This window comes from Pseudomonas sp. A-RE-22 (assembly GCF_019956035.1).
GTDB classification, from domain to species: Bacteria; Pseudomonadota; Gammaproteobacteria; order Pseudomonadales; family Pseudomonadaceae; genus Aquipseudomonas; species Aquipseudomonas brassicacearum.
Window position 1 is genome coordinate 26,281 of the sequence record NZ_JAHBCZ010000005.1, and the last position, 26,525, is coordinate 52,805.

General features: G+C 62.2%; 22 protein-coding genes. 11 read left to right on the forward strand and 11 right to left on the reverse strand.

The window, feature by feature from the left end:
- The first annotated feature begins 8 nt into the window (after window positions 1-8).
- The 5 genes from KGA89_RS03070 (at window position 9) to tssA (ending at window position 7,534) form a co-directional block, all read left to right on the forward strand.
- Window positions 9-458, forward strand: a complete 450-nt coding sequence (locus KGA89_RS03070; RefSeq protein WP_013693577.1) for a hypothetical protein — start codon at window positions 9-11, stop codon at window positions 456-458.
- Between the two features lie 64 nt (window positions 459-522).
- Window positions 523-1,854 (forward strand): type VI secretion system baseplate subunit TssK, encoded by a 1,332-nt coding sequence (gene tssK / locus KGA89_RS03075; RefSeq protein ID WP_223470559.1) that lies wholly within the window; start codon window positions 523-525, stop codon window positions 1,852-1,854.
- 18 nt (window positions 1,855-1,872) lie between these two features.
- Entirely contained in the window at window positions 1,873-2,634 is a 762-nt protein-coding gene (locus KGA89_RS03080) for a DotU family type IV/VI secretion system protein (RefSeq protein ID WP_223470560.1), read from the forward strand.
- On the forward strand, window positions 2,631-6,455 hold the full coding sequence (locus KGA89_RS03085) for a type VI secretion system protein (RefSeq protein WP_223470561.1): 3,825 nt from the start codon (window positions 2,631-2,633) through the stop codon (window positions 6,453-6,455). The genes KGA89_RS03080 and KGA89_RS03085 overlap by 4 nt, the downstream gene beginning before the upstream one ends.
- Window positions 6,452-7,534, forward strand: a complete 1,083-nt coding sequence (gene tssA / locus KGA89_RS03090; RefSeq protein WP_223470562.1) for a type VI secretion system protein TssA — start codon at window positions 6,452-6,454, stop codon at window positions 7,532-7,534. Before KGA89_RS03085 ends, tssA begins: the two co-directional genes overlap by 4 nt.
- A gap of 2 nt (window positions 7,535-7,536) precedes the next feature.
- Here the strand turns inward: tssA and KGA89_RS03095 are convergent, their stop codons facing one another.
- Window positions 7,537-8,484, reverse strand: coding sequence for a 2-hydroxyacid dehydrogenase (locus tag KGA89_RS03095; protein ID WP_053119855.1), 948 nt, complete (start codon window positions 8,482-8,484; stop codon window positions 7,537-7,539).
- A gap of 399 nt (window positions 8,485-8,883) precedes the next feature.
- Here KGA89_RS03095 and KGA89_RS03100 point away from each other — a divergent pair, with 399 nt between their 5' ends.
- Window positions 8,884-10,164, forward strand: coding sequence for a serine/threonine transporter (locus KGA89_RS03100; protein ID WP_223470563.1), 1,281 nt, complete (start codon window positions 8,884-8,886; stop codon window positions 10,162-10,164).
- A gap of 140 nt (window positions 10,165-10,304) precedes the next feature.
- Here the strand turns inward: KGA89_RS03100 and acnB are convergent, their stop codons facing one another.
- Window positions 10,305-12,914, reverse strand: coding sequence for a bifunctional aconitate hydratase 2/2-methylisocitrate dehydratase (gene acnB / locus KGA89_RS03105; RefSeq protein ID WP_003202783.1), 2,610 nt, complete (start codon window positions 12,912-12,914; stop codon window positions 10,305-10,307).
- A gap of 408 nt (window positions 12,915-13,322) precedes the next feature.
- Here acnB and KGA89_RS03110 point away from each other — a divergent pair, with 408 nt between their 5' ends.
- Window positions 13,323-13,793, forward strand: a complete 471-nt coding sequence (locus KGA89_RS03110) for a DUF1289 domain-containing protein (RefSeq protein WP_003202781.1) — start codon at window positions 13,323-13,325, stop codon at window positions 13,791-13,793.
- Window positions 13,794-13,956: 163 nt separating this feature from the next.
- On the opposite strand, the gene KGA89_RS03115 is transcribed toward KGA89_RS03110, so the two are convergent.
- A complete protein-coding gene (locus KGA89_RS03115) occupies window positions 13,957-14,820 on the reverse strand; it encodes a universal stress protein (RefSeq protein WP_223470564.1) in 864 nt (287 codons plus the stop codon).
- 177 nt (window positions 14,821-14,997) lie between these two features.
- Here KGA89_RS03115 and KGA89_RS03120 point away from each other — a divergent pair, with 177 nt between their 5' ends.
- On the forward strand, window positions 14,998-15,603 hold the full coding sequence (locus tag KGA89_RS03120; protein WP_223470565.1) for a tRNA-(ms[2]io[6]A)-hydroxylase: 606 nt from the start codon (window positions 14,998-15,000) through the stop codon (window positions 15,601-15,603).
- A gap of 21 nt (window positions 15,604-15,624) precedes the next feature.
- On the opposite strand, the gene KGA89_RS03125 is transcribed toward KGA89_RS03120, so the two are convergent.
- The 3 genes from KGA89_RS03125 to KGA89_RS03135 all read right to left on the reverse strand — a co-directional run bounded on the left by KGA89_RS03125 (window position 15,625) and on the right by KGA89_RS03135 (window position 18,035).
- Complete coding sequence (locus tag KGA89_RS03125) at window positions 15,625-16,113, reverse strand: GFA family protein (protein WP_223470566.1); 489 nt, start codon at window positions 16,111-16,113, stop codon at window positions 15,625-15,627.
- Window positions 16,114-16,311: 198 nt separating this feature from the next.
- Entirely contained in the window at window positions 16,312-16,929 is a 618-nt protein-coding gene (locus tag KGA89_RS03130; RefSeq protein ID WP_038856838.1) for a DNA-3-methyladenine glycosylase family protein, read from the reverse strand.
- Between the two features lie 23 nt (window positions 16,930-16,952).
- Window positions 16,953-18,035, reverse strand: a complete 1,083-nt coding sequence (locus KGA89_RS03135) for a bifunctional transcriptional activator/DNA repair enzyme AdaA (RefSeq protein ID WP_223470567.1) — start codon at window positions 18,033-18,035, stop codon at window positions 16,953-16,955.
- Between the two features lie 145 nt (window positions 18,036-18,180).
- On the opposite strand from KGA89_RS03135, the gene KGA89_RS03140 reads away from it, so the two are divergent.
- On the forward strand, window positions 18,181-18,678 hold the full coding sequence (locus tag KGA89_RS03140; RefSeq protein WP_223470568.1) for a hypothetical protein: 498 nt from the start codon (window positions 18,181-18,183) through the stop codon (window positions 18,676-18,678).
- A 76-nt stretch (window positions 18,679-18,754) separates the two neighbouring features.
- On the opposite strand, the gene KGA89_RS03145 is transcribed toward KGA89_RS03140, so the two are convergent.
- Window positions 18,755-20,209 carry a TrkH family potassium uptake protein gene (locus KGA89_RS03145; RefSeq protein ID WP_043042385.1) on the reverse strand — a complete coding sequence of 485 codons (1,455 nt, stop codon included), beginning with the start codon at window positions 20,207-20,209 and terminating at the stop codon, window positions 18,755-18,757.
- A gap of 142 nt (window positions 20,210-20,351) precedes the next feature.
- Here KGA89_RS03145 and KGA89_RS03150 point away from each other — a divergent pair, with 142 nt between their 5' ends.
- Complete coding sequence (locus tag KGA89_RS03150; protein ID WP_223470569.1) at window positions 20,352-20,939, forward strand: LysE family translocator; 588 nt, start codon at window positions 20,352-20,354, stop codon at window positions 20,937-20,939.
- Between the two features lie 33 nt (window positions 20,940-20,972).
- Here KGA89_RS03150 and KGA89_RS03155 read toward each other — a convergent pair whose 3' ends face one another.
- Window positions 20,973-21,797 (reverse strand): helix-turn-helix transcriptional regulator, encoded by an 825-nt coding sequence (locus KGA89_RS03155; protein WP_223470570.1) that lies wholly within the window; start codon window positions 21,795-21,797, stop codon window positions 20,973-20,975.
- A gap of 138 nt (window positions 21,798-21,935) precedes the next feature.
- Between KGA89_RS03155 and KGA89_RS03160 the strand changes: the two genes are divergently transcribed.
- Window positions 21,936-22,898 (forward strand): sensor domain-containing diguanylate cyclase, encoded by a 963-nt coding sequence (locus tag KGA89_RS03160; RefSeq protein WP_223470571.1) that lies wholly within the window; start codon window positions 21,936-21,938, stop codon window positions 22,896-22,898.
- Between the two features lie 181 nt (window positions 22,899-23,079).
- On the opposite strand, the gene fabI is transcribed toward KGA89_RS03160, so the two are convergent.
- The 3 genes from fabI to KGA89_RS03175 are packed head-to-tail and all read right to left on the reverse strand — an operon-like array spanning window position 23,080 to window position 26,525.
- Window positions 23,080-23,874, reverse strand: a complete 795-nt coding sequence (gene fabI, locus KGA89_RS03165) for an enoyl-ACP reductase FabI (protein WP_003202751.1) — start codon at window positions 23,872-23,874, stop codon at window positions 23,080-23,082.
- 19 nt (window positions 23,875-23,893) lie between these two features.
- The gene (locus tag KGA89_RS03170) at window positions 23,894-25,504 is read right to left on the reverse strand and encodes an ABC transporter ATP-binding protein (protein WP_003202738.1); all 1,611 of its coding nucleotides are present in this window, start codon (window positions 25,502-25,504) and stop codon (window positions 23,894-23,896) included.
- Window position 25,505: 1 nt separating this feature from the next.
- Window positions 25,506-26,525, reverse strand: coding sequence for an ABC transporter permease (locus KGA89_RS03175; protein ID WP_003202737.1), 1,020 nt, complete (start codon window positions 26,523-26,525; stop codon window positions 25,506-25,508).

The following is a 26,525-nucleotide window of genomic DNA, read 5'->3' on the forward strand; positions in this document are numbered from 1 at the left end:
GATTCATTTTGCGTGGGTTTTTTTTCGGATTTTTTTTGAGCCTGGCACTCACCGGTTGCTCGCTTTTTGCCCCCAGCGTCGACCTGGGCAGCCTGACCCTGGACGTCGCGCCGCGTGCCAATGACGACACGCCGATCGCCGTGGACTTCATCGCGGTGAACGACCCGGACCTGCTCAAGCAGCTGTCGGGCATCACCGCCAGCCAGTGGTTCGCCGAGCGCGAACAGTTTCAGCGCGACTATCGTCAACTCATGTCGGTGTGGGGGCTGGAGCTGGTTCCGGGGCAATTCATCGACCGCCAACCCTTCCCGCTGGAGGGGCGGCGCGCCGCTGGACTTTTGGTCTTCGCCAGCTATAACACTCCCGGAGCCCACCGGCTTCGGCTGGACGATCAGCGCGAGGCCTGGCTGAAGTTCGACAGTCGCGAGATGACCCTCGTGAATGACGGGGCTCGATGACAGCCAGCCTTGAGTGACCGCGGGCCGCCATGCGCGGCGACATTGGGATGTCGAAGGGAGTCGTATGAGTCTGTTACCTGACGCGGTGTGCTGGCATGAGGGGATGCAATTGCTGCCCCAGCATTTTCAATTGCAAGGACTGCGCGCCGAGGCGCTGGCCGCGTATTTTGCCGGGGCCTGCAATCCTTGGTTCTGGGGTGTCAGCCAGTTGGAAGTCGATCCTTCGGCCCTCAGCGCCGGCCAGGTGCGGCTGCTGCAACTGCAAGGCACCTTGCCGGACGGCTTGCCGGTCAACCTGCAGGCCGGTGTCGGGCCGACCCTGGAGCTGGACATCGGCGAGGCGATCGACAAGACCGACGACGCCACTGTGACTGTGTACCTGGCCGTCAGCCCACTGTGGCGCGCCGGGCAATTGGTGCCGCTCAAGGGGCGCCTGCAATCGGTGGTCGGCGAGGCGTTGCCGGACCTCACCAGCGGTTCATTTCCCGAGTCGATCACCGTCTGGCGACCCAACCCGAGGTTGTGTACGCAACTGAGCAAGGCCGATTCGATCTGCCTGCCGCTGTTGCGCATCCGCAAGGAGGGCGGTGGCTTCTGGCGCGTGCCCTACACCCCGCCGACACCGATCCTGTTGCCGGAGTCGGCCCTCGGTCGACGGGTCGCCGGAGTGTGCGCCCGGGCCCGGGAGAAGTGCATGTTTCTCGCCGGTCGCTTGCGCCAGGCCCAGGCGGCCGGCAACCAGGACGATGCCGTGGAGATCCGCCGGCAATTGACCGCCTTGTGGGCGCGCTTGCCGGAAGTCGAGGGCGCGCTGAACACCCAGGTGGCGACGCCCCAGGCGCTCTACGGTTTGCTGCTGGGGTTGGCCGGGAGCTGGTCGGCCCTCGATCCACTGGCGGGCGTCCCGGCCTTCGCACCGCTGAATTTTCTCGAATTGCAGCGCGGCTACGAGCCGTTGCTCGACTGGCTGGAAACCACCCTGGAACTGGTTCGTGCCGGCTATCGCAGCCTGGCCTTCGAACGCAATGAGCAGGTCTTCTCGATCCAGTTGCCTGACGACCAACCGGACCAACGCCTGGTGATCGGCCTGCGCATGCCCAACGGCGCCAGCGAGCAGGCGGCGGGCGAGTGGTTGCGCGGGGCGATCATCGCGTCGGCGCGGCATATCCCGCTGCTGAGCCGACAGCGCATGAGCGGTCTGCCTCACCAGGCCATGAGTCGCAACGAACAGGTGGCCTACAGCGTGGGCGACGACACCCGTTTGTTTGTGGTGGCGGCCAGCGGGCAATGGTTCGACGCGCAATTGCCGCTGCACATCGTGGCGCCGGCCTCGGCCCAGGCCAGCAGCCCGTGGCAAGTGGTGTTGTTCGTGGCGCAAGCCAGTGAAAGTGCCTGATCGCAAAAGGGGAGTCGTATGCCTGATGGAAGTGGCGGGGCGGTTCGGAGTCTGCATGAGGCGCCGCTGAGCAGCGCTTTTCGCCAGGCCTGGCTGAAGTGGTCCCAGGAATGGCAAGACTTGCCCAAGGACAGCGACCCTGCGGCATTGGTCAATCGGGTGGTGGAGTTGTCCGGGCGCGGCGCCCAGCGTCTGTGGCGGGTGGCCTTCGCCACCGTCGGCGATGCCGCTACCGAGCAGGTCAAGTCGCTGGTCTATGCCTTCGTGGCGCTGGTGGACGAAACCTTGCTGTTCAGCCCCTGGCCCGGACAACTGGCCTGGCAGCAGCACCCCCTCGAATCACGCATGTATGCCAGTCGCCAGGCCGGCGAGCGCTTGCCGGCGGCGATCAAGAAACTGCTGGACGAGCAGATGCCCGGCACCCGGGACCTGGCGAATGTCTACCTGCAATGCCTGATCCTCGGGTTCCAGGGCCGGTTGCGCGGCGAGCCTGGCCAGGTTCAGCATGAGAAATGGCGCCTGGCGTTGTTCACGTTTGCCTGGCAGCACGAACCCGATTATGTCGATGTCAGCCAGCGCCTGGCGCTGTCTTCGGCGACGCCGCCAGTGCGCATGCCGGTGCAGCAATCACTGCCGGACGGCTTTCGCCTGGGGCTGGCGATCCTGGCGATGGTGTTGTTGTTGACCGGGCTGGGGCAGGTGTTCTGGCGTGACATTCGTTTGGAGCTCGAACCGGTGCTGCAACTGAACGAGTCGGTGGTTCAGGAGCAGGACTCATGAGCACCCTGAGTATCGTTGCCCTGGTGGTGCTCGCCATCGTCGTGGTGCTGTTGATCGCGGCCCTGATCTGGTGGCTGCGGACCCAAGGCGGAGCGGCGATCCGCAGTTTCTATGGGGCGGTGCGCCGCATGGAACAGGAGCAGGGCACCCGGGACCGCTATCAGATGCCTTGGCTGATGATGCTCGGTAACGAAAGCGACGGCGCCCAACTGTGCGCCCAGTGGCGCTTGCAACCGACCGACAAGGCCGCCTGGTTCGGGCGCTGGTTTTCCGATGCCGAGGGCTCGGTGCTGGTGGTGCCCCAGGCGTTGTTCCTGCCCGATGAAGGCATGAACCGGCAACGGGGTAATTGGTGGCGCCTGTTGGGGCTGATGTTGCGCTTGCGTAGCAAGCGACCATTGGATGCGGTGATCTGGACGGTGCCGTTCAGCACCCTCGATGACATCGAACACACCACCGAACTGAGCCTCAAGGTCCGGCGGTGCTTTATCGACCTGTTGCAACGATTCGGCCTCAGCCTGCCGGTGTACGTGGTGATCACCGGGATGGAAGAGCTGCCCGGGGTCCAGGAACTGGTCAGCGCGCTGCCCGCCGAGGCGCGTGAATCGATGCTGGGCTGGTCCTCACCCTATTTGCCGGATGCGGCCTGGCAGTCGCAGTGGAGTGACCAGGCCCTGGACCAGGTCAACGCGGCGCTGTCGCAATCGATCATCGAGATCGGTGCGCTGTCGGGGCAATTGGGCAGCGATCTGTATGGGTTGCCGGAGCGCTTCGAAGGCTTGCGACGGGCCTTGCAGATCCTGTTGGAGCCGGTGTTCCAGGGCAATGCCCAAGGCGAAGCGCCGCGTTGTCGCGGGGTGTATTTCACTGCCAGCCAGGCGCCGGCTGTCAGCGGTGATGGTTTGACCGCCGCCGACAGTGCCCAGCGGCAAACCGTGTTCGCCCGTCAATTGTGGTCACGACGGCTGGTGGCCGAGCGTGGCCTGGCCCAGCCCGTGCCGCGGCTGTTGCGCCTGCGCCAGCGCGGGCATCGGCTGGTCGGAGCGGTGGCGTTGGTGGTAGGCCTGGTCTGGTTGGGTGGCATGGTCTGGGTCTGGCACGATTCGGTGGATGAAGCCGAAGGGCTGTCGCGGTTGATCCTCAGCACCCATAAGAATCACCTCGTGGTCGATCCTGACGAACCGCAGCTGGAACCGACCCGGCACAACGTGCAGAACTATTGGAACATGTTGGAAAAGGCCCCGCGCTGGCGCTTTGTCTCGGTGGTCTTTCCCACTTCGTGGTTCTCTTCCGTGGACACGCAGCTGGAGAATGAGTTGCGCCTGACTGCTCGGCACCATTGGATATTACCTCTGCGGGACCTGCTCAATTCAGACCTGGAACAGCTCAAATCCATCCGCAACACCGAGCGGCGGGGCAATGTCGAAAACGAAGATCCGGCGCAATGGCAGAGCTACGTGAAGGCCAAGGCGCTGGTGGACCTGGCGGTACGCCTTGAACAGCACAACCAGATGTTCAGCCAGGTGGTGAACGATCCCAAGGCACCGCTGGACGAACTGGTGCAACTGAGCAACACCGCCTTGTCCCTGGGGCTCAACACCGGCACCTTGAGCCGGCCCCGGTTCTATAACCGGGTGCTGTTCGATGCCCAGAACAGCGATTTGAAAGGGCTGGACCTGAACACCGCGCGCCCGGTGATCTCCGATAACTTCAGCGGCCTGATGCAGCGCTGGCTGGACCACTACTTCCTGGCGGACAACTTCGTGCGCCAGGCCGGTTACCTCAAGCTGCACCTGCAACGGCTGGAGGCCGGCAGTGGCAATTCGTTGAGCGAACTCGAAGACCTGATGGCGCTGATCGACGATTTGCAGACCCTGGTCAGCCTGACCAACTCGGCCTGGGGGCGGGGCAAGGGCCAGGACCTGGTACCCGGCTACAGCCAGATGCTGGACAAGGTCAGCCACAGCACTTTGCTGGGGCCGGATATCGAGCAGGACCTGGAGAGCCAGGCGGCGAAGTTGCAGCAGAGCTTTCGTGACCAGTGGATCGTCCAGACCGGTTCCCGGGACAATCTGCTGGTGCAACAGGGCAGTGGCCTGCTGGTCTTGCAAGACCATGTCACGGCGCTGGACGGTGCGGTGCAGGCGCTGTTCAAGCGTGATTTCGTGGCGCTGGCCATGCAGAAGGATCCGTCGGGCAACAACCCCGATTCGATGGGCCAGGGCGATGGCAGCGATGATTTCAGCGTCGCGCTGAACTACTTCGCCAGCTACAAGAGCTATGCCAATGAAGAAATGCCGCGCATTCCGCCGGATTACCGTGACGCGCTGATGCAGGCCGCTGAAGGCGCCGCGGCCCGGGCCATGTGGTTGAGCCTGGATGAAAGCGACGAGGCGTTGCCCGGCATGGGCTTCAATGTGCAAACGACCCAGGCCGTTGCGCTGCAAAAGGCCTTCATGGACGTGCACCGTGGCGACCTGGCGATTCGTTTCCAACGTCTGCTCAATCGCCGGGCATTGGCGCAGCTCAAGAGTGGCCTGGACGAAATCGATGCCCAGCCGCTGTTCAGCCAGCGGGCCGATGTCCAGCGTTGGGACGGTTCGAAAAACTTCGGCTTGCAACTCTACGGTGCCAGCGATCCGCAAGACCTGAAGCTGAACCTGGCCCAGCAATTCGGCGCGATGCTGCAGGTCGCCGAGCAGCGAATGCCCGCGCTGGAATGGTTGATTGTCCAGCAGGACAACCTGTCGGCCCTGGAGCACGACCAGGTGGCACGCTTCATGGCCCTCAACGATGAATTGCTCAAGTACAAGAACCAGAACCCGGCCAGCTCGGCGGCTCAGCTGGAACAATTGGTGAGTCGGGACTTTATCGCCATGGACACCACCTCCTGCGCGCAGATCTTGCAGACCTCCAGCCTGCCCGGCGGGCGCGGTGACCTGGCCCTGCGCACGGTCGCGTTGCAGCAGGGCGCCCTGCAACGGTGCCTGTACCTGCAACAGAGCCAGGCGGCGACGGCCTGGAATGACGTGGCCAACTATTTCAATCAATACCTGGCCGGGCGCTTTCCGTTTTCTCAGGATGTGCGGGCCAGCGATGCCGACCCGGCGCGGGTCCAGCATTTGCTGGAACTGATCGACACACGCCTGCCCCTGGCCCAGGCCGGACTGACGCTGAGCCAGACGCCGGAGCGGCTGGCGGCCGAGGATTTCCTCAACCGTTTGAAACAGGCCGGTACTTGGCTCGGGCCGCTGTTCGTGCGGGACAAGAGTGGCATTCTTGGGGTGGAAATGGACGTGCGCTGGCGTACCGATCGCGATGAGGAGCGCGGCGCCGACCAGGTAATCGCCTGGAGCCTGGACGCCGGCAACCAACAGATCAGCTACCCTGGCGGCGGCCAGCAGAACCTGCGCTGGATGGTCGGCCAGCCCGTGCGTCTGACCTTGCGCTGGGCCCGTAACGGTTATCAGCGTCCGGCCAACGATCCGCTGCAACCGAACCTGGTGGTGCGCGACCTGGAGGCCGGTTGGGAGTACCAGGGGCCCTGGTCGTTGCTGCGCCTGATGCGCTCGCTGGTGTCGGTCCAGCGCCAGCCAAATGTCGACTACACCGATTTTCCCCTGGCCCTGCAACTGCCGGTGACCGCCCAGACCCAGGCCAGCACGGCGCAGCAAACGTTGATGTTCATGCGCCTGTCGTTGATGAGCCAGGGCTCCAAGCTGCCTTTGTCGATCCCACCGCTGCCGACGCGGGCGCCCCGTTCACCTTTCATGGCGACCGCATCGAGCCCCGCCATCGCCACCCGTGAGGAGGGCCTGTGAGCTTGCCGATATCGCCTTTGCCTGAGCTGGTCAGCCAGTTGCTCGAGCCGATCAGCGCCGAATCGCCCTGTGGCCCGGACCTGCGCTACGAACCGGAATACGACCAGTTGCGCGAATTGCGCCGGGAGGACGACACCAGCCTGCCCACCGGCGTGTGGCAGTCTTCGATCAAGCGCGCCCTGTGGCCGGACCTGGAACGGCTTGCGACCACGTTGCTGCTTGAGCGCAGCAAGGACCTGATGATCAGCGCCTGGCTGGGGGAGGCCTGGCTGCATATGGCCGGGCTGGAGGGGTTGCCGGGTAGCCTGGCGCTGGTGGCGGGGCTGTGTGAGCGCTATCCGGAGCAGTTGCACCCCCAGGCCGAGGACGGCGACCAGTCGTGGCGGGTGATCCCGCTGGAGTGGCTGGCCCGGCGCTACAGCGAGGTGCTGCTGACGCGGGTGCCGTTGTTCGACGGCCGGGAGCAGGCCTTCGCCGCTTTCTCCCTGGACGACTGGCAACGCTTGCAGCGCCAGCAAGTGTTGGTCAACGACAGCAAGAACGCCAAGGCCTCGGCCGAAGCGGCGCGCAACGATCACAAAAAGCTCAGCGAACTGATTCGCAGCACACCCTTGTCGTTCTGGTTGCATCGCCAGGGCAGCCTGATGTTGAGCCTGCAGCACCTGCAACGGCTCGAAGCCTGGAGCGACGCTTACCTGGGCAACCTGGCCCCGGGCTACAAATCCCTGCAGGACGTGATGCAGGCCTTGCTGATACTGGTAGAGGAGTTCATCGCGATGCACCCACAGCAACCCACCGTCGCGCCGATGCAAACGTCCCCGGCGTCCACGACGTCGACGTCCCAGCCGCAGGCGGCTCCAGCCCAGGTCTTCCAGGAACCGGCCAATCGTGAAGAGGCCTACCGACAGCTACTGGTCATCGCCGGTTACCTGGCCCGTACCGAACCCCACAGCCCGGTGCCCTACCTGATCCGACGCGGCGTGGAGTGGGGCAACAAGCCGTTGAGCGAGTTGCTGGGTGAACTGATCAGTGCCGATGCCGAGTCCAGGCGGTTGTGGACGTTGCTGGGGGTTCTTTAAGGCTACGCATCGGGTAGCGGTACTGGCGTCAATACCGGTTTTCCGGCAAAGAACGCGTTCAGGTTCTGGCCCACCAACTCCACCGTGCCCCGTGTCGCTTCCGGCGACAGGCCGGCCACATGGGGCGTCAGTACGACGTTGGGCAGGTGTTTCAGCGCCTCCGGCACTTCGGGTTCGTGATCGAACACGTCCAGGGCCGCTCCGGCGATTCGCCGCTGCTCCAGGGCATTGATCAGATCGGTGGTGGCGACCACGCTGGCGCGGGCGATGTTCACCAGGAAGCCATGGGGGCCCAGGGCATCGAGGGCCTGTTTGTTGATCAACTGCCGGGTGTCCAGGCCGCCGGGCGTGGCGACGATCAGGAAGTCCGAGACCCGGGCCAGTTCCGTGGGCGTGGCGCAGAAGGTGTAGGGCACGTCGTTGCGCATCCGCCGATTGTGGTAGCTGACGCTCATGTCGAAGCCGAGGGCGGCCCGCTTGGCAATCGCCATGCCCACCGCGCCCAGGCCCAGCACACCCAAGCGCTTGCCAGCCAGGGAAGGGCGCATGACCTTGGCCCACTCGCCCCGGCGCACACTCGCGTCAGCCCGGGGAATGTCGCGCACCAGTGCCAGCAGCAGCGCCATGGCATGGTCAGCGACTGACGAGGCGTTGACCCCGGCGCCGTTGGTCACCACGATGCCTCGATTGCGTGCGGCCTGCAGGTCCACCTGTTCGTAACCGGCGCCGATCACGCAAATGATCTGCAGGTTGGGCAGGGCGGCCATTTCCTTGGCGGTCAAACCCAAGGGGCCGCGGGTCAGCACTGCGCCGAAGCGCTCACCGTGTTCGAAAATCGCTGTCTTACGTTCGGCCGGCGTGGGCGCCAATTCCAGGTGGTAACCCTGCCGCTCGAGAATCGGCAGGTATTCATTGACGGTTTCAACCAGTACCAGAACGGTTGCGGTCATGCTGGGCTCCTGTGGGCGCTTTGTCGAACATCAGGTATTCAACCTGATTGTAGGAGCCGAGGGCAGGGGGAGCTTGGGCTTTTTGGATTCATTTTTGGATCCCTCTTGTGGGAGCGAGCTTGCTCGCGATAGCGGTGGCTCAGTCAATGAAGATGTTGGATGTGCCGGCCTCGTCGTGAGCAAGCTCGCTCCCACCGGGAATGCGGAGAATGCAGGGAAATACGGTGACCATTTCTATGACAGCGATCTGATCCGCATAACCGCTCCTCAGCTAAGTCTTTGCTTCTGCTCGCTAATCCCGGACAATCGCGCCCCTGTTTCGGCCAGGGCGCTGCCTGTCGGGGTTTTCCGACTCGTCCTGGTCGGGTGCAAGTGACCGGAAAACGGAGATCCGACCGGATGAATGATCAGGCCAATAGCGTCGAAGAGCGCTTTGAAACGACAGTCCCAGCCACCCTCAGCCAATGGAGTCGCCAGGACACCACCTGGATGCTGGGTCTGTTTGGCACCGCCATCGGTGCAGGCACTCTGTTCTTACCCATCAACGCGGGCCTGGGCGGTTTTTGGCCGCTGCTGATCCTGGCGTTGCTGGCGTTCCCCATGACGTTCTATGCCCACCGGGGCCTGACCCGTTTCGTGTTGTCCGGTCGCGATGGCGCGGACATCACCGACGTGGTGGAAGAGCATTTCGGCCTCAAGGCCGGTGCGCTGATCACGCTTTTGTATTTTTTTGCCATTTTCCCGATCCTGCTGATCTACAGCGTGGCGCTGACCAACACGGTGGGCAGTTTCCTGGAGCATCAGTTGCACATCCAGCCACCGCCTCGGGCGGTGTTGTCGCTGGTGCTGATCCTCGGCCTGCTGGCGGTGGTCCGTTGTGGTGAACAGGCGATCGTCAAGGCCATGAGCCTGATGGTCTATCCGTTCATCGTGGCGCTGCTGTTCCTGGCGGTGTTCCTGGTTCCCCACTGGAGCGGCGGCATCCTGACCACGGCGTCCACGCCGCCTGAGGCTTCGGCGCTGCTGCATACCTTGTGGCTGGCGATCCCGGTGATGGTGTTCTCATTCAACCACTCACCGATCATCTCGGCCTTTGCGGTGGACCAGAAACGTCGCTACGGCGGCAACGCCGAGGAGCGCAGTTCGCAGATCCTGTCGCGCGCCCATGTGCTGATGGTGGTGATGGTGCTGTTCTTCGTGTTCAGCTGCGTGCTGACCCTGAGCCCGGCGCAACTGGCCGAAGCCAAGGCGCAGAACCTGTCGATCCTGTCGTACCTGGCCAACCACTTCAGCAACCCGACCATCGCCTTTGCCGCGCCGTTGATTGCGTTTGTCGCCATCTCCAAGTCGTTCCTCGGGCACTACATCGGCGCCAGCGAAGGCCTCAAGGGCCTGATCGTCAAGAGCGGCCGGCGGCCGGCGCCCAAGACCCTGGATCGCCTCACCGCCGCGTTCATGCTGGTGGTGTGCTGGATCGTCGCTACCCTCAACCCGAGCATTCTGGGCATGATCGAAACCTTGGGCGGGCCAGTCATCGCGGCTATCCTGTTTCTGATGCCGATGTATGCCATTCGCAAAGTTCCGGCCATGGCCCGTTATCGCGGCCAGGCCTCGAATGTCTTCGTTACGTTGGTGGGTTTGGTGGCGATTACGGCGTTGGTTTACTCCCTCTTGGCGTAGGCCTTTATTGGAGGGCGAGGTTGGTGTTTATATTCGTTTCTGCGGTAACGGATATGTCCCCAACAAAAAGGCATTCCCTGAAATAGAAAAACGCCGCCCCTCGCAAGAAGGGCGGCGTCTTTTGTCGGGCGTTTTAAGCTTTAGGCTTGAACGACCGGGATGTTGGCGTTTGCAGCCGCCTCACGGAACTCGGCGATCTGGTCGAAGCTCAGGTAGCGGTACACGTCCGCTGCCATGCTGTCGATCTTGCCAGCGTATTCCATGTACTCCTCGACGGTCGGCAGGCGACCCAGGATCGAAGCAACGGACGCCAGTTCGGCCGAAGCCAGGTAGACGTTCGCGCCGTCACCCAGACGGTTCGGGAAGTTACGGGTCGAAGTCGACACCACGGTGGAGTTCGGCTCGACGCGTGCCTGGTTACCCATGCACAGCGAGCAGCCTGGCATTTCCATCCGTGCACCGGCCTTGCCGTAGATGCCGTAGTAGCCTTCTTCGGTGAGCTGGTGAGCGTCCATCTTGGTCGGCGGCGACAGCCACAGACGGGTTGGCAGCTGGCCCTTGACCTGCTCCAGCAGCTTACCGGCAGCGCGGAAGTGACCGATGTTGGTCATGCACGAACCGATGAACACTTCATCGATCTTCTCGCCAGCAACGCTGGACAGCAGACGGGCGTCGTCCGGATCGTTCGGCGCGCAGAGCACAGGCTCGCTGATGTCGGCCAGGTCGATTTCGATGACTTCGGCGTATTCGGCGTCGGCATCGGCTTCCATCAGTTGCGGGTTGGCGATCCAGGCTTCCATCGCTTGGGCGCGACGTTCCAGGGTACGTGCATCACCGTAGCCTTCACCGATCATCCAGCGCAGCAGGGTGATGTTAGATTGCAGGTACTCGGTGATCGACTCTTTCGACAGCTTGATGGTGCAACCGGCAGCCGAACGTTCGGCCGAGGCGTCGGACAATTCGAAAGCCTGTTCCAGGGTCAAGCCTTCCAGGCCTTCGATTTCCAGGATGCGGCCGGAGAAGGCGTTTTTCTTGCCTTTCTTCTCGACGGTCAGCAGACCGTTCTGGATGGCGAAGTACGGAATGGCATGAACCAGGTCACGCAGGGTGATGCCAGGCTTCATTTTGCCCTTGAAGCGCACCAGGATCGATTCCGGCATGTCCAGCGGCATGACGCCGGTGGCTGCGGCGAACGCGACCAGGCCGGAACCGGCTGGGAACGAGATGCCCATCGGGAAACGGGTGTGCGAGTCGCCACCGGTGCCCACGGTGTCTGGCAGCAGCATGCGGTTCAGCCACGAGTGGATGATGCCGTCGCCCGGACGCAGGGAAACGCCGCCGCGGGTCATGATGAAGTCAGGCAGGGTGTGGTGGGTGGTGACGTCGATCGGCTTTGGATAGGCCGCGGTGTGGCAGAAGGACTGCATCACCAGGTCAGCCGAGAAGCCCAGGCACGCCAGGTCCTTCAGTTCGTCACGGGTCATTGGACCGGTGGTGTCCTGGGAGCCCACGGTGGTCATTTTCGGTTCGCAGTAGGTACCAGGACGTACGCCTTGGCCTTCTGCCAGACCGCAAGCCTTGCCGACCATCTTCTGCGCCAGGGTGAAACCCTTGGTGCTTTCAGCTGGGGCTTCAGGCTTCTTGAACAGGTCGAACGGTGGCAGACCCAGCTCGGCGCGAGCCTTCTCGGTCAGGCCACGGCCAATGATCAGCGGAATACGACCGCCGGCACGGACTTCGTCCAACAGCACAGGGGTCTTCATTTCGAAGGTGGTGATGACTTCGTCGGTACCGTGCTTGCAGACTTTGCCGGCATGCGGGTACAGGTCGATCACGTCGCCCATGTTCATGTTCGAAACGTCGAACTCGATTGGCAGTGCGCCGGCATCTTCCATGGTGTTGTAGAAGATCGGAGCGATTTTGCTGCCGAAGCAGAAACCGCCGGCACGCTTGTTCGGCACATAAGGAATGTCGTCGCCGAAGAACCACAGCACCGAGTTGGTCGCCGATTTACGCGAGGAACCGGTACCGACCACGTCACCGACGTAGGCGATCGGGAAGCCTTGGCCGCGCATTTCTTCGATCTGCTTCATCGGGCCGGTCTTGCCTTGCTCGTCCGGAACGATGCCGTCACGGGCCATTTTCAGCATGGCCAGGGCGTGCAGCGGGATGTCAGGACGCGACCAGGCGTCTGGAGCAGGGGACAGGTCGTCGGTGTTGGTTTCGCCGGTTACCTTGAACACGCGCAGGCTGATCTTGTCGGCCAGCACCGGGCGCTTCTTGAACCACTCGCCGTCAGCCCAGGATTGCAGCACGGCTTTGGCGTGAACGTTGCCGTTCTTGGCTTTTTCAGCCACGTCGTGGAAGGCATCGAACATCAGCAGGGTGTGCTTGAGTTCTTCGGCGGCTACCGGCGCCAGCTCGGCGTCGTCCAGCAGCTCCACCAGGGTCACGATGTTGTAGCCGCCCTGCATGGTGCCGAGCAGTTCAACGGCACGCTTCTTGTCCAGCAGAGGGGATTGGGCCTGGCCCTTGGCGAGGGCGGACAGGAAGCCAGCCTTGACGTAGGCAGCCTCGTCGACTCCAGGCGGAACGCGATTGGTGATCAGGTCAACGAGGAAAGCTTCTTCGCCAGCCGGAGGATTTTTCAGCAGCTCGATCAGGCCTGCGGTTTGTTCGGCGTTAAGCGGCTGGGGAACGATACCCAGGGCTGCGCGCTCTTCGATATGTTTGCGGTAGGCTTCAAGCACAGTTATTACCCTCATCAGTGGTCCCAAATGGGTGTCCGGGACGCTCATCCAGGAACCCACGGTACTCATGCGCGTTGGCGGCTTTTTGAGCCACCACGCCAGAGTTTCCGCACGTTCCTCACAGAAGCTGCTTTCAAAGTTTTACGCCTGCAGAACGGGGAGCTGATGAGGGTTGGCGTTGGGCTTTCCCCGCTGGAAAGACCCTTCGCCAACACCGCTCTGAAGGAACGACTGTGCTCGTGACGCTTTGAAAACAGCTTCTAACGGACATTGGCGCCTTAAAAGGCTGGCTGATTCTACGGGAAAAAAAAATTAAAGGTAAGTTGGGCCTGGAAGTTTGAGGGGTGATCAATCTTAGACAAAGGGCTAACATGCCGGCCTGTCCTGTTTTTGCGTGTGCGTTTCCTTATGCCCAACCAGCTCATCAAGACCCCCTGCGTCGGCCTTTGCTCCACTGTCTACGGTGACCTGGTGTGCCGTGGCTGCAAGCGGTTCCACCATGAAGTGATTCACTGGAACGGCTACAACGAGGACGAAAAGCGCGCGGTGTGGATGCGGCTCGAGCAGCTGTTGGTGCAGGTGATGGTGGCCAAGCTGGAGGTTTTCGACCCGGTATTGCTGCGCCAGCAACTGGAGTCGCGCAAGATCCGCTTTGTGCCGCACCAGTCGGAATATTGCTGGGCCTACCAGTTGATCGCCCGGGGCGCACGGGTGATCAACAACCTGGAGGCCTACGGCATGGTGCTGATGCCGGAGTTTCGCGACTGGGATCTGCCGGACCTGCGCGATGCCATTGATCGGGAGTTTTTCCTTCTGTCCGAAGCCCATTACCAGCGTTATATCGCGCCGGGGTTCCTGAAGGATGCGATTGGCGGCTGACAGCTTTTTGTGGCGAGGGGATTTAGCGAAACGTCGCACCGCCCCGCTGTGGGAGCAAAGCTTGCTCGCGATGCAGGCGCCTCGGTTCCAGAGAGACCGCGTCGTTTTTATCGCGGGCAAGCCTTGCTCCCACAGATAAATCCCCTCGCCACAGGTTGACGTGTCAATCCTTGACCGCCAACTCCACCAGATGGTCCTCGACCTCCTGCGGCTTGAGCACCAGCACATCGCTTTCCAGCGTATCGAGCACAGCCTCGGCGGTGTTGCCGATCAAGACCCCGGACAACCCCGAGCGGGCCACGGTGCCGATCACCGTCACTGCCGCCTGCAGCTTGCGCGCCATGTACGGAATCAAGACGTCCGCCGGACCTTCTTCGATGTGCAGGTGCTGGTCATCGATGTCGAATTCGGCCTGGAACGCCCGGCATTGTTCACGGTACTTGGCCTCGATGGTTTCCTTGAGCTGGAATGTCGGGTCGGCGGACGAGAGCATCGGCGAGGGGTGGGCGCTGATCACATGCAGGTGCGCCTTGGCGAGGAGGGCGATGTCATAGCCATGATCGATGATGGTGGAGTGCAAGTGGCGATGCTCGCCATCGGCATTACCAACGTCGACGGCAGCGAGGATCACCTTGTCTTTCCAGGAACCGGCGGTTTTCACCAGCAGCACCGGGGTTGGGCAATGGCGTAGCAGCTTCCAGTCCGCCGGGGTCAGCAGGGCTTTTTTCAGCGGACTGTCAGGGAAGTGCTGCTTGATCACCAGCCCGCAACCTTCCGCCTGCTGCACATCGATGATGGTTTCGTGGAGGCTTTCGTTCCAGGCCTGCTCGGTGGTGACGCTGTAGCCGTCGGCCAGCAGTGCGGCCTTGAGCACGCTGAGCAGGCCGGCATGGTCATGCTTTTTGTCGCACACCAGCAGGTGCAGGTGGGCCTGGGTCACTCCGGCGATCAGTTTGGCGCGCTTGAGCGCCAGGCTTTCCGAATGTTCGGGCTCAATAACCACCAGGATGCTGCGAATGGCTTGCATGATCGGCGTTCTCCTGCAATGAAAAGGCTGGCGTTGCTCAACTATAGTTGTTGTGGGCAGTCTAGTTGTTGTGGATGAGTCTTCGACTTGATGCATATCAACGGCGGTGGCTGGTGGTCTGGGGGCAGGCCGGTATAATCGGCGCCCTTCGCTCGACTACCTTTTCCCGTGAGCCCCATGAATCTTCCCGAAATTCACGAATTCCTTGGTTGCCGCACCCCCGATGCCTGGGTCCAGGCCGCGCTGGCTGACCAGGAAACGATGCTGATCGACCACAAGAACTGCGAATTCAAGGCGGCCAGCACCGCCCTGAGCCTGATCGCCAAATACCATTCCCACGTCGATCTGATCAATCTGATGTCGCGCCTGGCCCGGGAAGAGCTGGTGCATCACGAGCAGGTCATGCGCTTGATGAAAAAACGCAAGATCGGCTTGCGCCAGCTCTCCGCCGGGCGTTATGCCTCGGGGTTGCGCAAGGTGGTACGCAGCCACGAACCGGTCAAGCTGGTGGACACCCTGGTGGTCGGCGCCTTCATCGAAGCCCGCAGCTGCGAGCGTTTCGAGGCCTTGGTGCCGTACCTGGACGAGGAACTGGGCAAGTTCTATTTCGGCTTGCTGAAAAGCGAAGCCCGACATTTCCAGGGTTACCTGAAACTGGCTTACCAGTACGGCGACGCCAAGGACATTGCCCAGGTGATCGACAAGGTCCGTGAGGCCGAGCGGGAGCTGATCGAATCGCCGGATGTGGAGTTTCGTTTCCACAGTGGTGTGCCTGCGGCATAGGGCCTTATGCCGCGCTGCCTCTCAAACGCTCAGCCCCAGGCGTTCATGCCACTGAGCAATGGATTCCTCGGGATAGACCTCGAACTGCTGGTCGCCCGGATGCGCCTCGACTTCCACCCACGGCGCCTTGGAACCCAGCATCAGGTGGGTGTGCTCCGGCGGCACCGGTAGCGGTGTGTCGATGGCCGAGGCAAAGGGGTGAATCAGCTCCGGCCATTCGGGGCTGAACAGCCATAGCCCCGAACCGCACAAGGAACAGAAGTGCCGTTCGGCGCTGCTGCGGTGGGCGCGTTTATCGCCTTCGTCCTTGAGTCGTGCGTGGTAGATCGAGATGTGCTTGCGACCACGCACCTTCATGCTTTGGGCATCGCCCCCCAGGTTGATCGCAAAACCGCCACCGCCCTGGGTCTTGCGGCAGATCGAGCAGTAGCAGCGCTGATAGGGGTAGGGGTGAGCACTGTCGAGGGTGAACGACACCGCGCCGCAGTGGCAGGATCCTTCTAGCTGCATGGGGAACCTCCAGTGGGATTGGAAATGACTCAGTACAGCCTAGACAGTTTGTGTCTTGACAGTTGGATTGAAGGTGACCATGCGACCGCCTTCGCGAGCAAGCTCGCTCCCACAGGGGATTTTCTGTGTAGATACAATTTGTGGACACTGAAGATCAACTGTGGGAGCGAGCTTGCTCGCGATGAACGATGACACGGTCTAGCGACCGGGCACCCGCCACAAATACCACGCCGCCACCGTCCGATAAGGGCTCCAGGCCAGGCCGATCTCAACCATCTGCTTGCGGCTGGGCTGTTGCTCCAACCCCTTGAGCCGTCGATAACCTTCACGTACGCCAAAGTCATCGGCTGGCAGGATGTCCGGCCGTTCCAGGCTGTAGATCAGCAGCATCTCCACGGTCCAGCGCCCGACGCCGCGCAAGCTGACCAGGCGCTCGATCAACGCTTCATCCTCCATCGCCCGCGCAGTGGCGTAATCCGGCACGATTCCGTCCAGCGTTGCCTGGGCGATGCCCTGGATCGTCGCGATCTTGCTCGCGGAAAACCCACAGCCGCGCAACTGCGCAACGTCTGTCGCCAGGATCTGCCCGGGATTGGGGAATGCCTGCGCCGGGAACAACGCCAGCAGCCGACCGAGGATGGCATCGCCGGCCTTGGCGTGCAGTTGCTGGTAGGCAATCGCCCGCACCAGGGCTTCATAGGGGTCGCGGGCCGGCTTGGGTTGCAGCAGGCAAGGGCCGATCGCCTCGACGTGACGTCGCCAGTCTTCGTCGAGGCTTGCCAGCCAGGCGCTGGCCTCATGGTAGGGCACAGACATCGGATATTTGTTCTCCGGGGCGCTCAAAACGCCAGGGGCAGTGAAACCTGCACCGCGGCTTTCTCCAGCCGTAGCAGAAACGCCTTGCGCGGCTGTCCGCCACCATAGCCGGTCAACGAGCCATCCGCACCGATCACCCGGTGGCAGGGAATGACGATGGCCAAGCGATTCTGGCCGTTGGCCAGGCCCACGGCGCGGCTGGCGCCAGGGCTGCCCAGCGCCGTGGCGATGCCGCCGTAGCTGCGGGTTTCGCCGTAGGGGATCTTTTGCAGTTCAGTCCAGACCCGTACGGCGAAGGCGCTGCCGGGCATGTGCAGCGGGACGTTGAATGCCGTGAGCTTGCCGGCGAAATACTCGGCCAGTTCGGTTTCGATCTGTTGCAAATGAGCGTTGTGCCCCGGCGCAACCGTGTAGCCGTAGCGTTGCTGCAGCTCTTCCAACTCCTTGGTCAGGGCCGGGCGGTCGAGGAATTCCAGCAGCACCAGGCCTCGTCGTTCGGCCATGGCCAACATGGGGCCCAGCGGTGTGGTCAGGCGGGTGAACAACAACGGTTCGCTGAGGGCTGCGCGGCCCGGCGTGATGTGGAAGGATTTCACGAAGGCGTCACGAAAACCGCTCAATGACTCATAGCCGGAATCGAACGCGGCATTGTCGATGGAGCTGCCGTCCTTGATGCCGCCCAGGGCAATGCCCAGGCGGCGGGTGCGCAGATAGGCGTGAAAGGTCATGCCGAAATGTTGCTTGAACCAGCGGCGCAGTTTCAGCGGCTCGATACCTTGTTCCAGTAGCAGGGCATCGGTCCAGCGCAGGTCGGGTTCGGCGTCGACGGTTTTGAGCAGGGCCTGGATCCAGTCCGGCGCGATGGCGGCGGCGTCCAGGGGCTTGCAGCGCAGGCAGGCCCGGTAGCCGGCCGACATGGCTTCGTCGGCATGGGCGAAGAACTCGACGTTCTCCGGTTTCGGCTTGCGCGCGGTGCAACTGGGGCGACAGAAAATACCGGTGGTCTTGACCGCAGTGAAGAACACCCCCTCGTAGGCGGTGTCTCGTTCGAGCATGGCGCGGACCATCTCGGCATGGGGCGGGAGCAGCGAGTCGTGTAGGTTCATGGGCCTGAGCATAGAACCGTGCCCGGAACGACTCCACCGAAAAATCGACAGTGAATTTCCGTTCACTTGGTCGGACGGTCACGAACAAAAATTGAACCTGCGAGTCTTAAAGGTTCAACCGTTGTTTTTGTCTTTCGGAGACATCATGTCCAAACATAAAAAATCCCTCATCGCCGTTGCTGTCTGTGCCTTGGCGTTCGGTGCCTCGGCCTTGCTGCCTGCTGAGTTGTCGCCTATCGGTTCGAGCTATGCCGCAGGCGGCAATGGGGGTGGTGGCGGCCACGGTGGAGGAAACGGCGGCGGCAATGGTGGTGGCAATGGCGGTGGCCACGGTGGTGGCATCGGTGGCGGCACCGGTGGTGGCCAGGACCATGACAAGTCTGGTGATTCCAGCGGCCTTGGCAAAGGATTGGCTAGCGACCACACCGGTACCCGCACCCGTGATCATGGCCTGAGCGGCAAGCACACCGGCACCACCCGCACCGACCGCACCAGCAAGGCTTCGCTGACCTCGAGCATCGCCAACGACCGTGATACCCGTGGCCTGACCAAGGCATCGGCGATTTCCACCGCTACACCAGGTACCCACAACACCAAGGGCCTGACCAACGCGACCAGCTCTTCGATCAAGAACGACCGCTGATCGCTTAAAAAAGCCGCGACGCCTGTGCATGGCGCCGCGGCTTTTTTGTTTGTCTGTTTTGCCTGACCTGACGTGTTCAATACTTCCAGAACACCGGCGTGAACAACACCAGCACCGTCAGGATTTCCAGCCGACCCAGCAGCATACCAATGGTCAGCAGCCATTTAGCCGCATCAGGCAAGGTCGAGAAGTTGCCGGCTGGCCCGATGATCGTGCCCAGCCCCGGGCCCACGTTGCACACGGCGGTGGCCGCGCCGGTCAGGGCGGTGGTCCAGTCCAGGCCGATCAGCGCCAACCCCAGGGCGATAGCGCCAATGGTGATGGTGAAGAAAAACGAAAAGGTCAGTAGCGAACGGACGATCTCTTCGTCGATGGGGTGATTGTTGTATTTTTTCTGGATCACCGCCCGGGGATGGATCAGTTGTTTCAGGCTGCCCATCAGTAACTCGCCGGCTACCTGGAAGCGGAAGATCTTCAGTCCGCCGGCCGTCGATCCCGAGCAACCGCCAACGAACGTCAAATAGAAGAACAGCAGCAAGGCAAAGCTGCCCCATAGGGTGTAGTCCCCCAGCGCCACGCCCGTGGTGGTGACCACCGACGTCACGTTGACGGCCACGATGCGGACCGCGTCCCACCAGCTGTAGTCGCTGTTCAGACTCAGCCATGTCCCCACGATGAGCCAGGTGATGACCAGGAATCCGACGAATCCCCTGACTTGCTGGTCCTTGAGCAACGCGCGTTTGTGGCCGCGCAAGGTGGCGACGTACAAGGTGAACGGCAGCGCGCCTGCCATCATGACGACCACCGACACCCAGTGGATGGCCGGTTGGGGCCAATGCCCCAGGGAAGCATCTGAGGTGGAGAAGCCGCCTGTGGAAATCAATGACATCGCGTGGTTGATCGCTTCGAAGGGCGTCATGCCGGCCAGCCACAAGGCCAGGGTGGCGAGGGCGGTCAAGCCGACATAGATCCACAGGATGTAGTTCGCCGCGACATGGGAGCGCGGCGTGACTTTCTCCGACCAGTCCGACGACTCGGTCTGGAACAGCCGCATACCGCCGACCCGTAGCAGTGGCAGGATCGCCACGGCCATGCCGATAAAGCCGATCCCGCCGAGCCAGTGCAGCATCGAGCGCCAGATCAACAGGCCGGGGGAGGCCGTGTCCAGGCCGGTAAGGATGGTCGAGCCGGTGGTGGTGATGCCGGACATGGTTTCGAAAAAGGCATCGGTGTAGCTGATGTGCTGGATGAACACCATGGGCAGGGCGGCGAAGCTGCAGACGATGACCCAACTGGCGGTGGTCAGCAGATACATGTCCCGCGGGCGCATCTGGGTGTGTGCAGGCCGACCGCGCGCCACCAGCGCGACGCCGCAGACGAAGGTGATCAGGCTCGACCACAAAAACGCCGAGAGGTCATCGTTGCGCTCGTACATCACCAGCGTCAAAAGCGGGATTGCCATGCTGGCAGCCAGGGTGATCAGGAAAATACCGAGGATGAAGCCAATAAACCGCACAACCGCAATGGACATAGAACACGCCTGAATGAATGAGCCGCACAGTATTGTTTTTGTGGCGGGCTGATGGGTAGCCCCTTGGGCAGTTTTGTTCAATACCGCCCGCGATTGGCAATTTACCTTGATCGCCACCTCACAGATATGAAGAAGGTATGCGATGAGTTTGATTCTTTCCATGGCGGCGTTTGCCCTGGTCGCCTCCATTACACCCGGCCCGGTCAATATCGTCGCCCTCAGCTCCGGGGCGCGGTACGGGTTTCGTGCGACGTTGCGCCATGTGGGCGGTGCAACCCTGGGGTTTGTCTTGCTGCTGGTGCTGATGGGGCTGGGGTTGCATGAAGTGTTGCAACGCTGGCCTGGCCTCACACGGGTGGTGCAACTGGGCGGCGTGGCGTTTTTGTTGTTCATGGCCTGGAAACTGGCGATGGATAACGGGCACCTGGGCGCCGAGGACGAGGGGCGAGCGCCTTCGATGTTCTATGGCGCGCTGATGCAATGGCTAAACCCCAAGGCGTGGCTGGCCTGCGTGGCGGGAATGGGGGCGTTCGTGGCCGATGGCGAGGCGCGGCTGGTGTGGCAGTTTGCGGCGATCTACCTGGTGATCTGCTACGTCTCGGTGGGCTGCTGGGCCTACGCCGGGAGTTTCCTGCGCACCTGGTTGGGTAATCCGGCGACCATGCGCCTGTTCAATCGGACGATGGCGGGGTTGTTGGTGGCCAGTGCGGTGTATCTGTTGTTGCCTTGAGCCAACCCGTCCTTGCGGTCAGGTGGTGCGGTATCAGCCGCGATATTGCCCGGGCGTAGCCGCCAGGTGTTGCTTGAAGGCACGCTGGAAATGCGCCTGGTCGGCAAACCCGCTGTCCAGCGCCACGTCGGCGATCAGCTTGCCTTCGCGCAATTGGCGCCGGGCAAACTGGATCCGGCGGTTGACCAGGAAGGCGTGGGGCGTCATCCCGTAATGGCGCTTGAAGGCTCGGCTCAGGTAGGACGGCGACAGTTGCGCGGCGGTGCAGATGTCTTCCAGCTTCAAGGCTTCGCTGCAATGGTCGTGGATAAACTGCGCCGCACGCATGAGGCCTGGATGACTGCCCCGGTCCGGGCGACCGGCAGGGTTGAGCCGTTGTTGCAGGTCGATAAAAAATGCCTCGGCGGCGGCGTGCTTGTGGTGCGTGTCGAGCTGCTCATCCACCAATTGCTCATACAACCTTCCCAATGCGGCAAACAGCTCCACATCGCGGCTGTGCGTGGTGGCGAAGCCCTGGAAATCCAGGCTTTCGTCAAAGCCGATACGGCGCTGCAAGTCTCTGAGCCACTGGGTGTCGACGTACAACATCACGTAGGACCACGGCTGATCGTCGATCGGGTTGCACGCGTGGACGTCGCCCGGGTTCATCAGCACCACCGTGCCGCTTTCCACCTGGAAATTCGAGCGTTCGTGAACGTAGGTGCTGCGCCCGGCGGTGATCGCGCCGATGGAAAAGTGGTCATGGGAATGGCGCGAATAGCAGACCTTGCGTCCATCGCCGATGGCCCGGGCTTCGATGAAGGGCAGGGCCGCGTCGCGCCAGAAGCGTGGGGCGTCGTCATGGGGGGCGTGCTTCATCGGTCAGCGTCCTCGTCTTGAACCTGAGTGGCAGTGTATTAGTCCTGACCGGTAAATGCCCGTCGGATTTAGCCCGTTCGGTTTGAAGGGCTGGGGTCCTGGACTAGACTTCATGAAGTCCTGCCAATGGAGTTTCCGATGCTTGCGCCACGCCAACCGGACGACGAAGCCGCTCGCCTCAAGAATCTGCACTCGCTCAAGCTGCTTGATACCGCACCCGAAGAGCGGTTTGACCGCCTGACCCGCCTTGCCCGACGCCTGTTTGACGTGCCCATCGCGCTGGTGTCGCTGGTGGACGCCAATCGGCAGTGGTTCAAGTCCAGCGCCGGCCTGGACGCCAGCGAAACCTCGCGGGAGATTTCCTTCTGTGGGCATGCGATTTTGCAGGATCAGATCCTGGAGATCTGCGACGCGGAACAGGATGAGCGCTTCCACGACAACCCACTGGTCACGGACAAGCCTGGCATTCGCTTCTATGCGGGGCATCCGCTGGGGATGGAGGACGGCAGCAAGCTCGGCACGTTGTGCCTGCTCGACACCAAGCCGCGCAAGCTCAATGACGAAGAGCGCGAACTGTTGCGCGACTTGGCCCGCATGGCCGAGCAGGAAATGGTCGCGGTGCAGATGGCGAGCATGGACGAGCTGACGCTGCTGTCCAATCGGCGTGGCTTCAGGATGTTGGCCCAGCATGCGTTGAATGTGTGTGATCGCTTGTCGCGACCGGCGACGCTGCTGTTCTTCGATCTCAACGACTTCAAGCCGATCAACGACCGTTATGGGCACGCCGAGGGCGACAACGCGCTGAAAACGTTCGCCGATGTGCTGCGTATCGCCTTTCGCGAAAGTGATGTGATCGGCCGCCTGGGCGGTGACGAATTCGTGGCGTTGCTCACCGGTTCTTCCCATGTCGAGATAGCGGCAATCATGGCGCGGCTCCAGGAAATCCTCGATGAGCGCAATGCGATGTTGCAGCGTGGCTATGACATTCGTTTCAGTGTCGGCCAGATCGAGTACGACCCCCAGCGTCATCAGTCGATCGACCTGCTACTGGCGGACGCGGATGCGGCGATGTACACACAGAAACAGGCGCTACGCAGCTAGCACAGGCTGATCCCTGTGGGAGCGAGCTTGCTCGCGAAGGCGTCGGCACAGTCAATATCAATGCCAGCAGACCCACCGCCATCGCGAGCAAGCTCGCTCCCACAGGGGGGGTTGCAGTGGGCATAAAAAAACGCCGCATGGCCTTTCCAGGACAAGCGGCGTTTTTGCTGCAACGTGAAGATTACTCTTCGATGTTGCCCATGGCGGTGGTGTTGAAGCCGCCGTCCACGTACATGATTTCACCGCTGATGCCCGACGCCAGGTCCGAGCACAGGAAGGCGCCGGCGTTGCCGACTTCTTCGATGGTGACGTTGCGACGCAGCGGGGTTTGCGCTTCGTTGGCGGCCAGCATCTTGCGGAAGTTCTTGATGCCGGAAGCGGCGAGGGTGCGGATCGGGCCTGCCGATACGCAGTTGACGCGGGTGCCGTCCGGGCCCAGGGAGCCGGCCAGGTAACGGACGCCGGCTTCCAGCGAAGCCTTGGCCATACCCATGACGTTGTAGTTCGGCATGGTGCGCTCGGCGCCCAGGTACGACAGGGTCAGCAGGCTGCCGTTGCGGCCTTTCATCATTTCGCGACCGGCCTTGGCCAGGGCCACGAAGCTGTAGGCGCTGATGTCGTGGGCAATGCGGAAACCTTCGCGGGTGGTGGCTTCGGTGAAGTCGCCGTCCAGTTGGTCGCCCGGGGCGAAGCCCACGGAGTGCACGATGCAGTCCAGGCCATCCCACTTCTTGCTCAGTTCTTCGAAGACCTTGGCGATTTCTTCATCGCTGGCCACGTCGCACGGGAAGCACAGCTCAGGGCTCGAACCCCAGCCTTGTGCGAACTCTTCGACACGACCCTTGAGTTTGTCGTTCTGATAAGTGAAGGCAAGCTCAGCGCCCTCGCGATGCATGGCGGCGGCGATGCCGGATGCGATGGACAGCTTGCTGGCGACACCGACGATCAGTACGCGCTTACCGGCGAGAAAACCCATGTGTTGCTCCTCTTTCAGGTTATTCGGCAGTTGTTGGGGCCAGGAAGGCGGCCTCCAGCAACTGCTGTGTATAGGGGTGCTGCGGCGCGGCGAATATGCTGCGGGCATCACCTTGTTCGACCACTTGGCCATGCTTGACCACCATCAACTGGTGGCTCAGCGCTTTGACGACAGCCAGGTCATGGCTGATAAACAGGTACGTCAGGTTGTACTTGGTTTGCAACGACCGCAACAGCTCCACCACTTGGCGTTGCACGGTACGGTCCAGGGCCGACGTCGGTTCATCCAGCAGAATCAACGCCGGCTTGAGCACCAGGGCCCGGGCAATGGCGATACGCTGCCGTTGCCCTCCGGAAAATTCATGGGGGTAGCGGTTCCGGGTTTCCGGGTCCAGGCCTACCTCCTTCAATGCCGCGATTATCGCTTGTTCCTGTTCGGCTTCGGTGCCGATCTTGTGGATCCGCAGGCCTTCGCCAACGATCTGGCTCACACACATCCGTGGGCTCAGGCTACCGAACGGGTCCTGAAACACCACTTGCATCTCCCGGCGTAGCGGCCGGACTTGTTGCTGCGTCAGGCTATCCAGCTGCTTGCCTTCGAAACGGATCCCGCCCTGGCTGCCGATCAACCGCAGGATTGCCAGCCCCAGGGTGGATTTGCCGGAACCGCTTTCGCCGACGATGCCCAGGGTCTGGCCCTGGGGCAGGCTGAAGCGGATACCGTCCACGGCCTTGATGTAGTCTACCGTGCGCTTGAACAGGCCTTTCTTGATCGGGAACCAGACTTTCAGGTCCTCGACCTGCAACAGCGGCGGGCCGACGACGTTGCTCGCCGGGGTGCCGCTGGGTTCAGCGCCCAGCAGTTCCCGAGTGTACGGATGCTGCGGTGCCCGGAACAACTCTTCGCACGATGCCTGTTCGACGATGCAACCGCGCTGCATGACACATACGCGATGCGCAATTCTTCGCACCAGGTTCAAATCGTGGCTGATCAGCAGCAGCGACATGCCCAATCGCGCCTGCAATTCCTTGAGTAATTGGAGGATTTTCAGCTGGACGGTGACGTCCAGTGCGGTGGTCGGCTCGTCGGCAATCAGCAGTTCCGGCTCGTTGGCCAGGGCCATGGCGATCATCACCCGCTGGCGCTGGCCGCCGGACAGCTCGTGGGGCAGGGCCTTGAGGCGCTTGTGGGGCTCGGGAATGCCGACCAGCTCCAGCAACTCAAGGGTCCGGCGGGTCGCGACCTTGCCGCTCAGGCCCTTGTGGATGCCGAGCACTTCATTGATCTGTTTTTCAATGGAATGCAGCGGGTTGAGGGACGTCATCGGCTCCTGGAAGATCATCGCGATCCGGTTGCCACGGATATGACGGATGGTTTTTTCCTTCAAACCCAGCAAATTCTGGCCAGCGTACTGGATGGTCCCGGTGGGGTGATGGGCCAGCGGGTAAGGCAGCAACCGCAGGATCGAATGGGCGGTAACCGATTTGCCCGAGCCGCTTTCACCCACCAGGGCCAGGGTTTCGCCGCGCTTGATATCGAAGCTGACCCCCTCGACCACGCGCTGGCGGCGTTCGCCGACAATGAACTCCACCGCCAGGTCGCGCACTTCGATCAGATTATCCTGGTTCATTTCACTTCCTCGGATCGAAGGCATCGCGAGCGGACTCGCCGATGAACACCAACAGGCTCAACATCAGGGCCAGCACGGCGAACGCGCTGATGCCCAGCCATGGCGCCTGGAGGTTGGATTTGCCCTGGGCCACCAGCTCGCCGAGGGACGGCGCGCCTGGCGGCAGGCCGAAGCCGAGGAAATCCAGGGCGGTGAGGGTGCCGATGGCGCCGGTGAGGATGAACGGCATGAACGTCATGGTCGAGACCATGGCGTTGGGCAGGATGTGGCGGAACATGATCGCGCCGTTCTGCATGCCCAGCGCCCGGGCAGCACGCACGTATTCCAGGTTGCGCCCGCGCAGGAACTCGGCACGGACCACATCCACCAGGCTCATCCAGGAAAACAGCAGCATGATGCCCAGCAGCCACCAGAAGTTGGGCTGGACGAAACTGGCCAGGATGATCAGCAGGTACAGCACCGGCAACCCGGACCAGATTTCCAGGAATCGTTGGCCGGCCAGGTCCACCCAACCGCCATAGAAGCCCTGCAGGGCGCCGGCGATCACGCCGATGATCGAGCTGAGCACGGTCAGCGTCAGGGCAAACAGGACCGAGATGCGGAAGCCATAGATGACCCGGGCCAGGACATCGCGACCCTGGTCGTCAGTGCCCAGCCAGTTCACGGAAGAGGGCGGCGCCGGGGCCGGGACCTTCAGGTCGTAGTTGATGCTCTGGTAGCTGAACGGAATCGGTGCCCACAGCACCCAGGCGTCCTTGGCCGCCAGCAGTTCGCGGATATAGGGGCTCTTGTAGTTGGCTTCCAGCGGGAATTCGCCGCCGAACGTGGTTTCCGGGTAGCGCTTGAGGGCCGGGAAGTACCAGCCGTTGTCGTAATGCACCACCAGCGGCTTGTCGTTGGCGATCAGCTCGGCGCCCAGGCTCAGCCCGAACAGGATCAGGAACAGCCACAGGGACCACCAGCCACGCTTGTTGGCCTTGAACAGTTCGAAGCGGCGGCGATTGAGAGGGGACAGGTTCAT

Coding starts and splice junctions, on each gene's coding strand:
- tssK (WP_223470559.1), top strand. CDS start 523: ATGAGTCTGTTACCTGACGCGGTGTGCTGGCATGAGGGGATGCAATTG.
- KGA89_RS03080 (WP_223470560.1), top strand. CDS start 1,873: ATGCCTGATGGAAGTGGCGGGGCGGTTCGGAGTCTGCATGAGGCGCCG.
- KGA89_RS03085 (WP_223470561.1), top strand. CDS start 2,631: ATGAGCACCCTGAGTATCGTTGCCCTGGTGGTGCTCGCCATCGTCGTG.
- KGA89_RS03095 (WP_053119855.1), bottom strand. CDS start 8,484: ATGACCGCAACCGTTCTGGTACTGGTTGAAACCGTCAATGAATACCTG.
- KGA89_RS03100 (WP_223470563.1), top strand. CDS start 8,884: ATGAATGATCAGGCCAATAGCGTCGAAGAGCGCTTTGAAACGACAGTC.
- KGA89_RS03110 (WP_003202781.1), top strand. CDS start 13,323: ATGCCCAACCAGCTCATCAAGACCCCCTGCGTCGGCCTTTGCTCCACT.
- KGA89_RS03115 (WP_223470564.1), bottom strand. CDS start 14,820: ATGCAAGCCATTCGCAGCATCCTGGTGGTTATTGAGCCCGAACATTCG.
- KGA89_RS03120 (WP_223470565.1), top strand. CDS start 14,998: ATGAATCTTCCCGAAATTCACGAATTCCTTGGTTGCCGCACCCCCGAT.
- KGA89_RS03125 (WP_223470566.1), bottom strand. CDS start 16,113: ATGCAGCTAGAAGGATCCTGCCACTGCGGCGCGGTGTCGTTCACCCTC.
- KGA89_RS03130 (WP_038856838.1), bottom strand. CDS start 16,929: ATGTCTGTGCCCTACCATGAGGCCAGCGCCTGGCTGGCAAGCCTCGAC.
- KGA89_RS03135 (WP_223470567.1), bottom strand. CDS start 18,035: ATGAACCTACACGACTCGCTGCTCCCGCCCCATGCCGAGATGGTCCGC.
- KGA89_RS03140 (WP_223470568.1), top strand. CDS start 18,181: ATGTCCAAACATAAAAAATCCCTCATCGCCGTTGCTGTCTGTGCCTTG.
- KGA89_RS03145 (WP_043042385.1), bottom strand. CDS start 20,209: ATGTCCATTGCGGTTGTGCGGTTTATTGGCTTCATCCTCGGTATTTTC.
- KGA89_RS03150 (WP_223470569.1), top strand. CDS start 20,352: ATGAGTTTGATTCTTTCCATGGCGGCGTTTGCCCTGGTCGCCTCCATT.
- KGA89_RS03155 (WP_223470570.1), bottom strand. CDS start 21,797: ATGAAGCACGCCCCCCATGACGACGCCCCACGCTTCTGGCGCGACGCG.
- KGA89_RS03160 (WP_223470571.1), top strand. CDS start 21,936: ATGCTTGCGCCACGCCAACCGGACGACGAAGCCGCTCGCCTCAAGAAT.
- fabI (WP_003202751.1), bottom strand. CDS start 23,874: ATGGGTTTTCTCGCCGGTAAGCGCGTACTGATCGTCGGTGTCGCCAGC.
- KGA89_RS03170 (WP_003202738.1), bottom strand. CDS start 25,504: ATGAACCAGGATAATCTGATCGAAGTGCGCGACCTGGCGGTGGAGTTC.
- KGA89_RS03175 (WP_003202737.1), bottom strand. CDS start 26,525: ATGAACCTGTCCCCTCTCAATCGCCGCCGCTTCGAACTGTTCAAGGCC.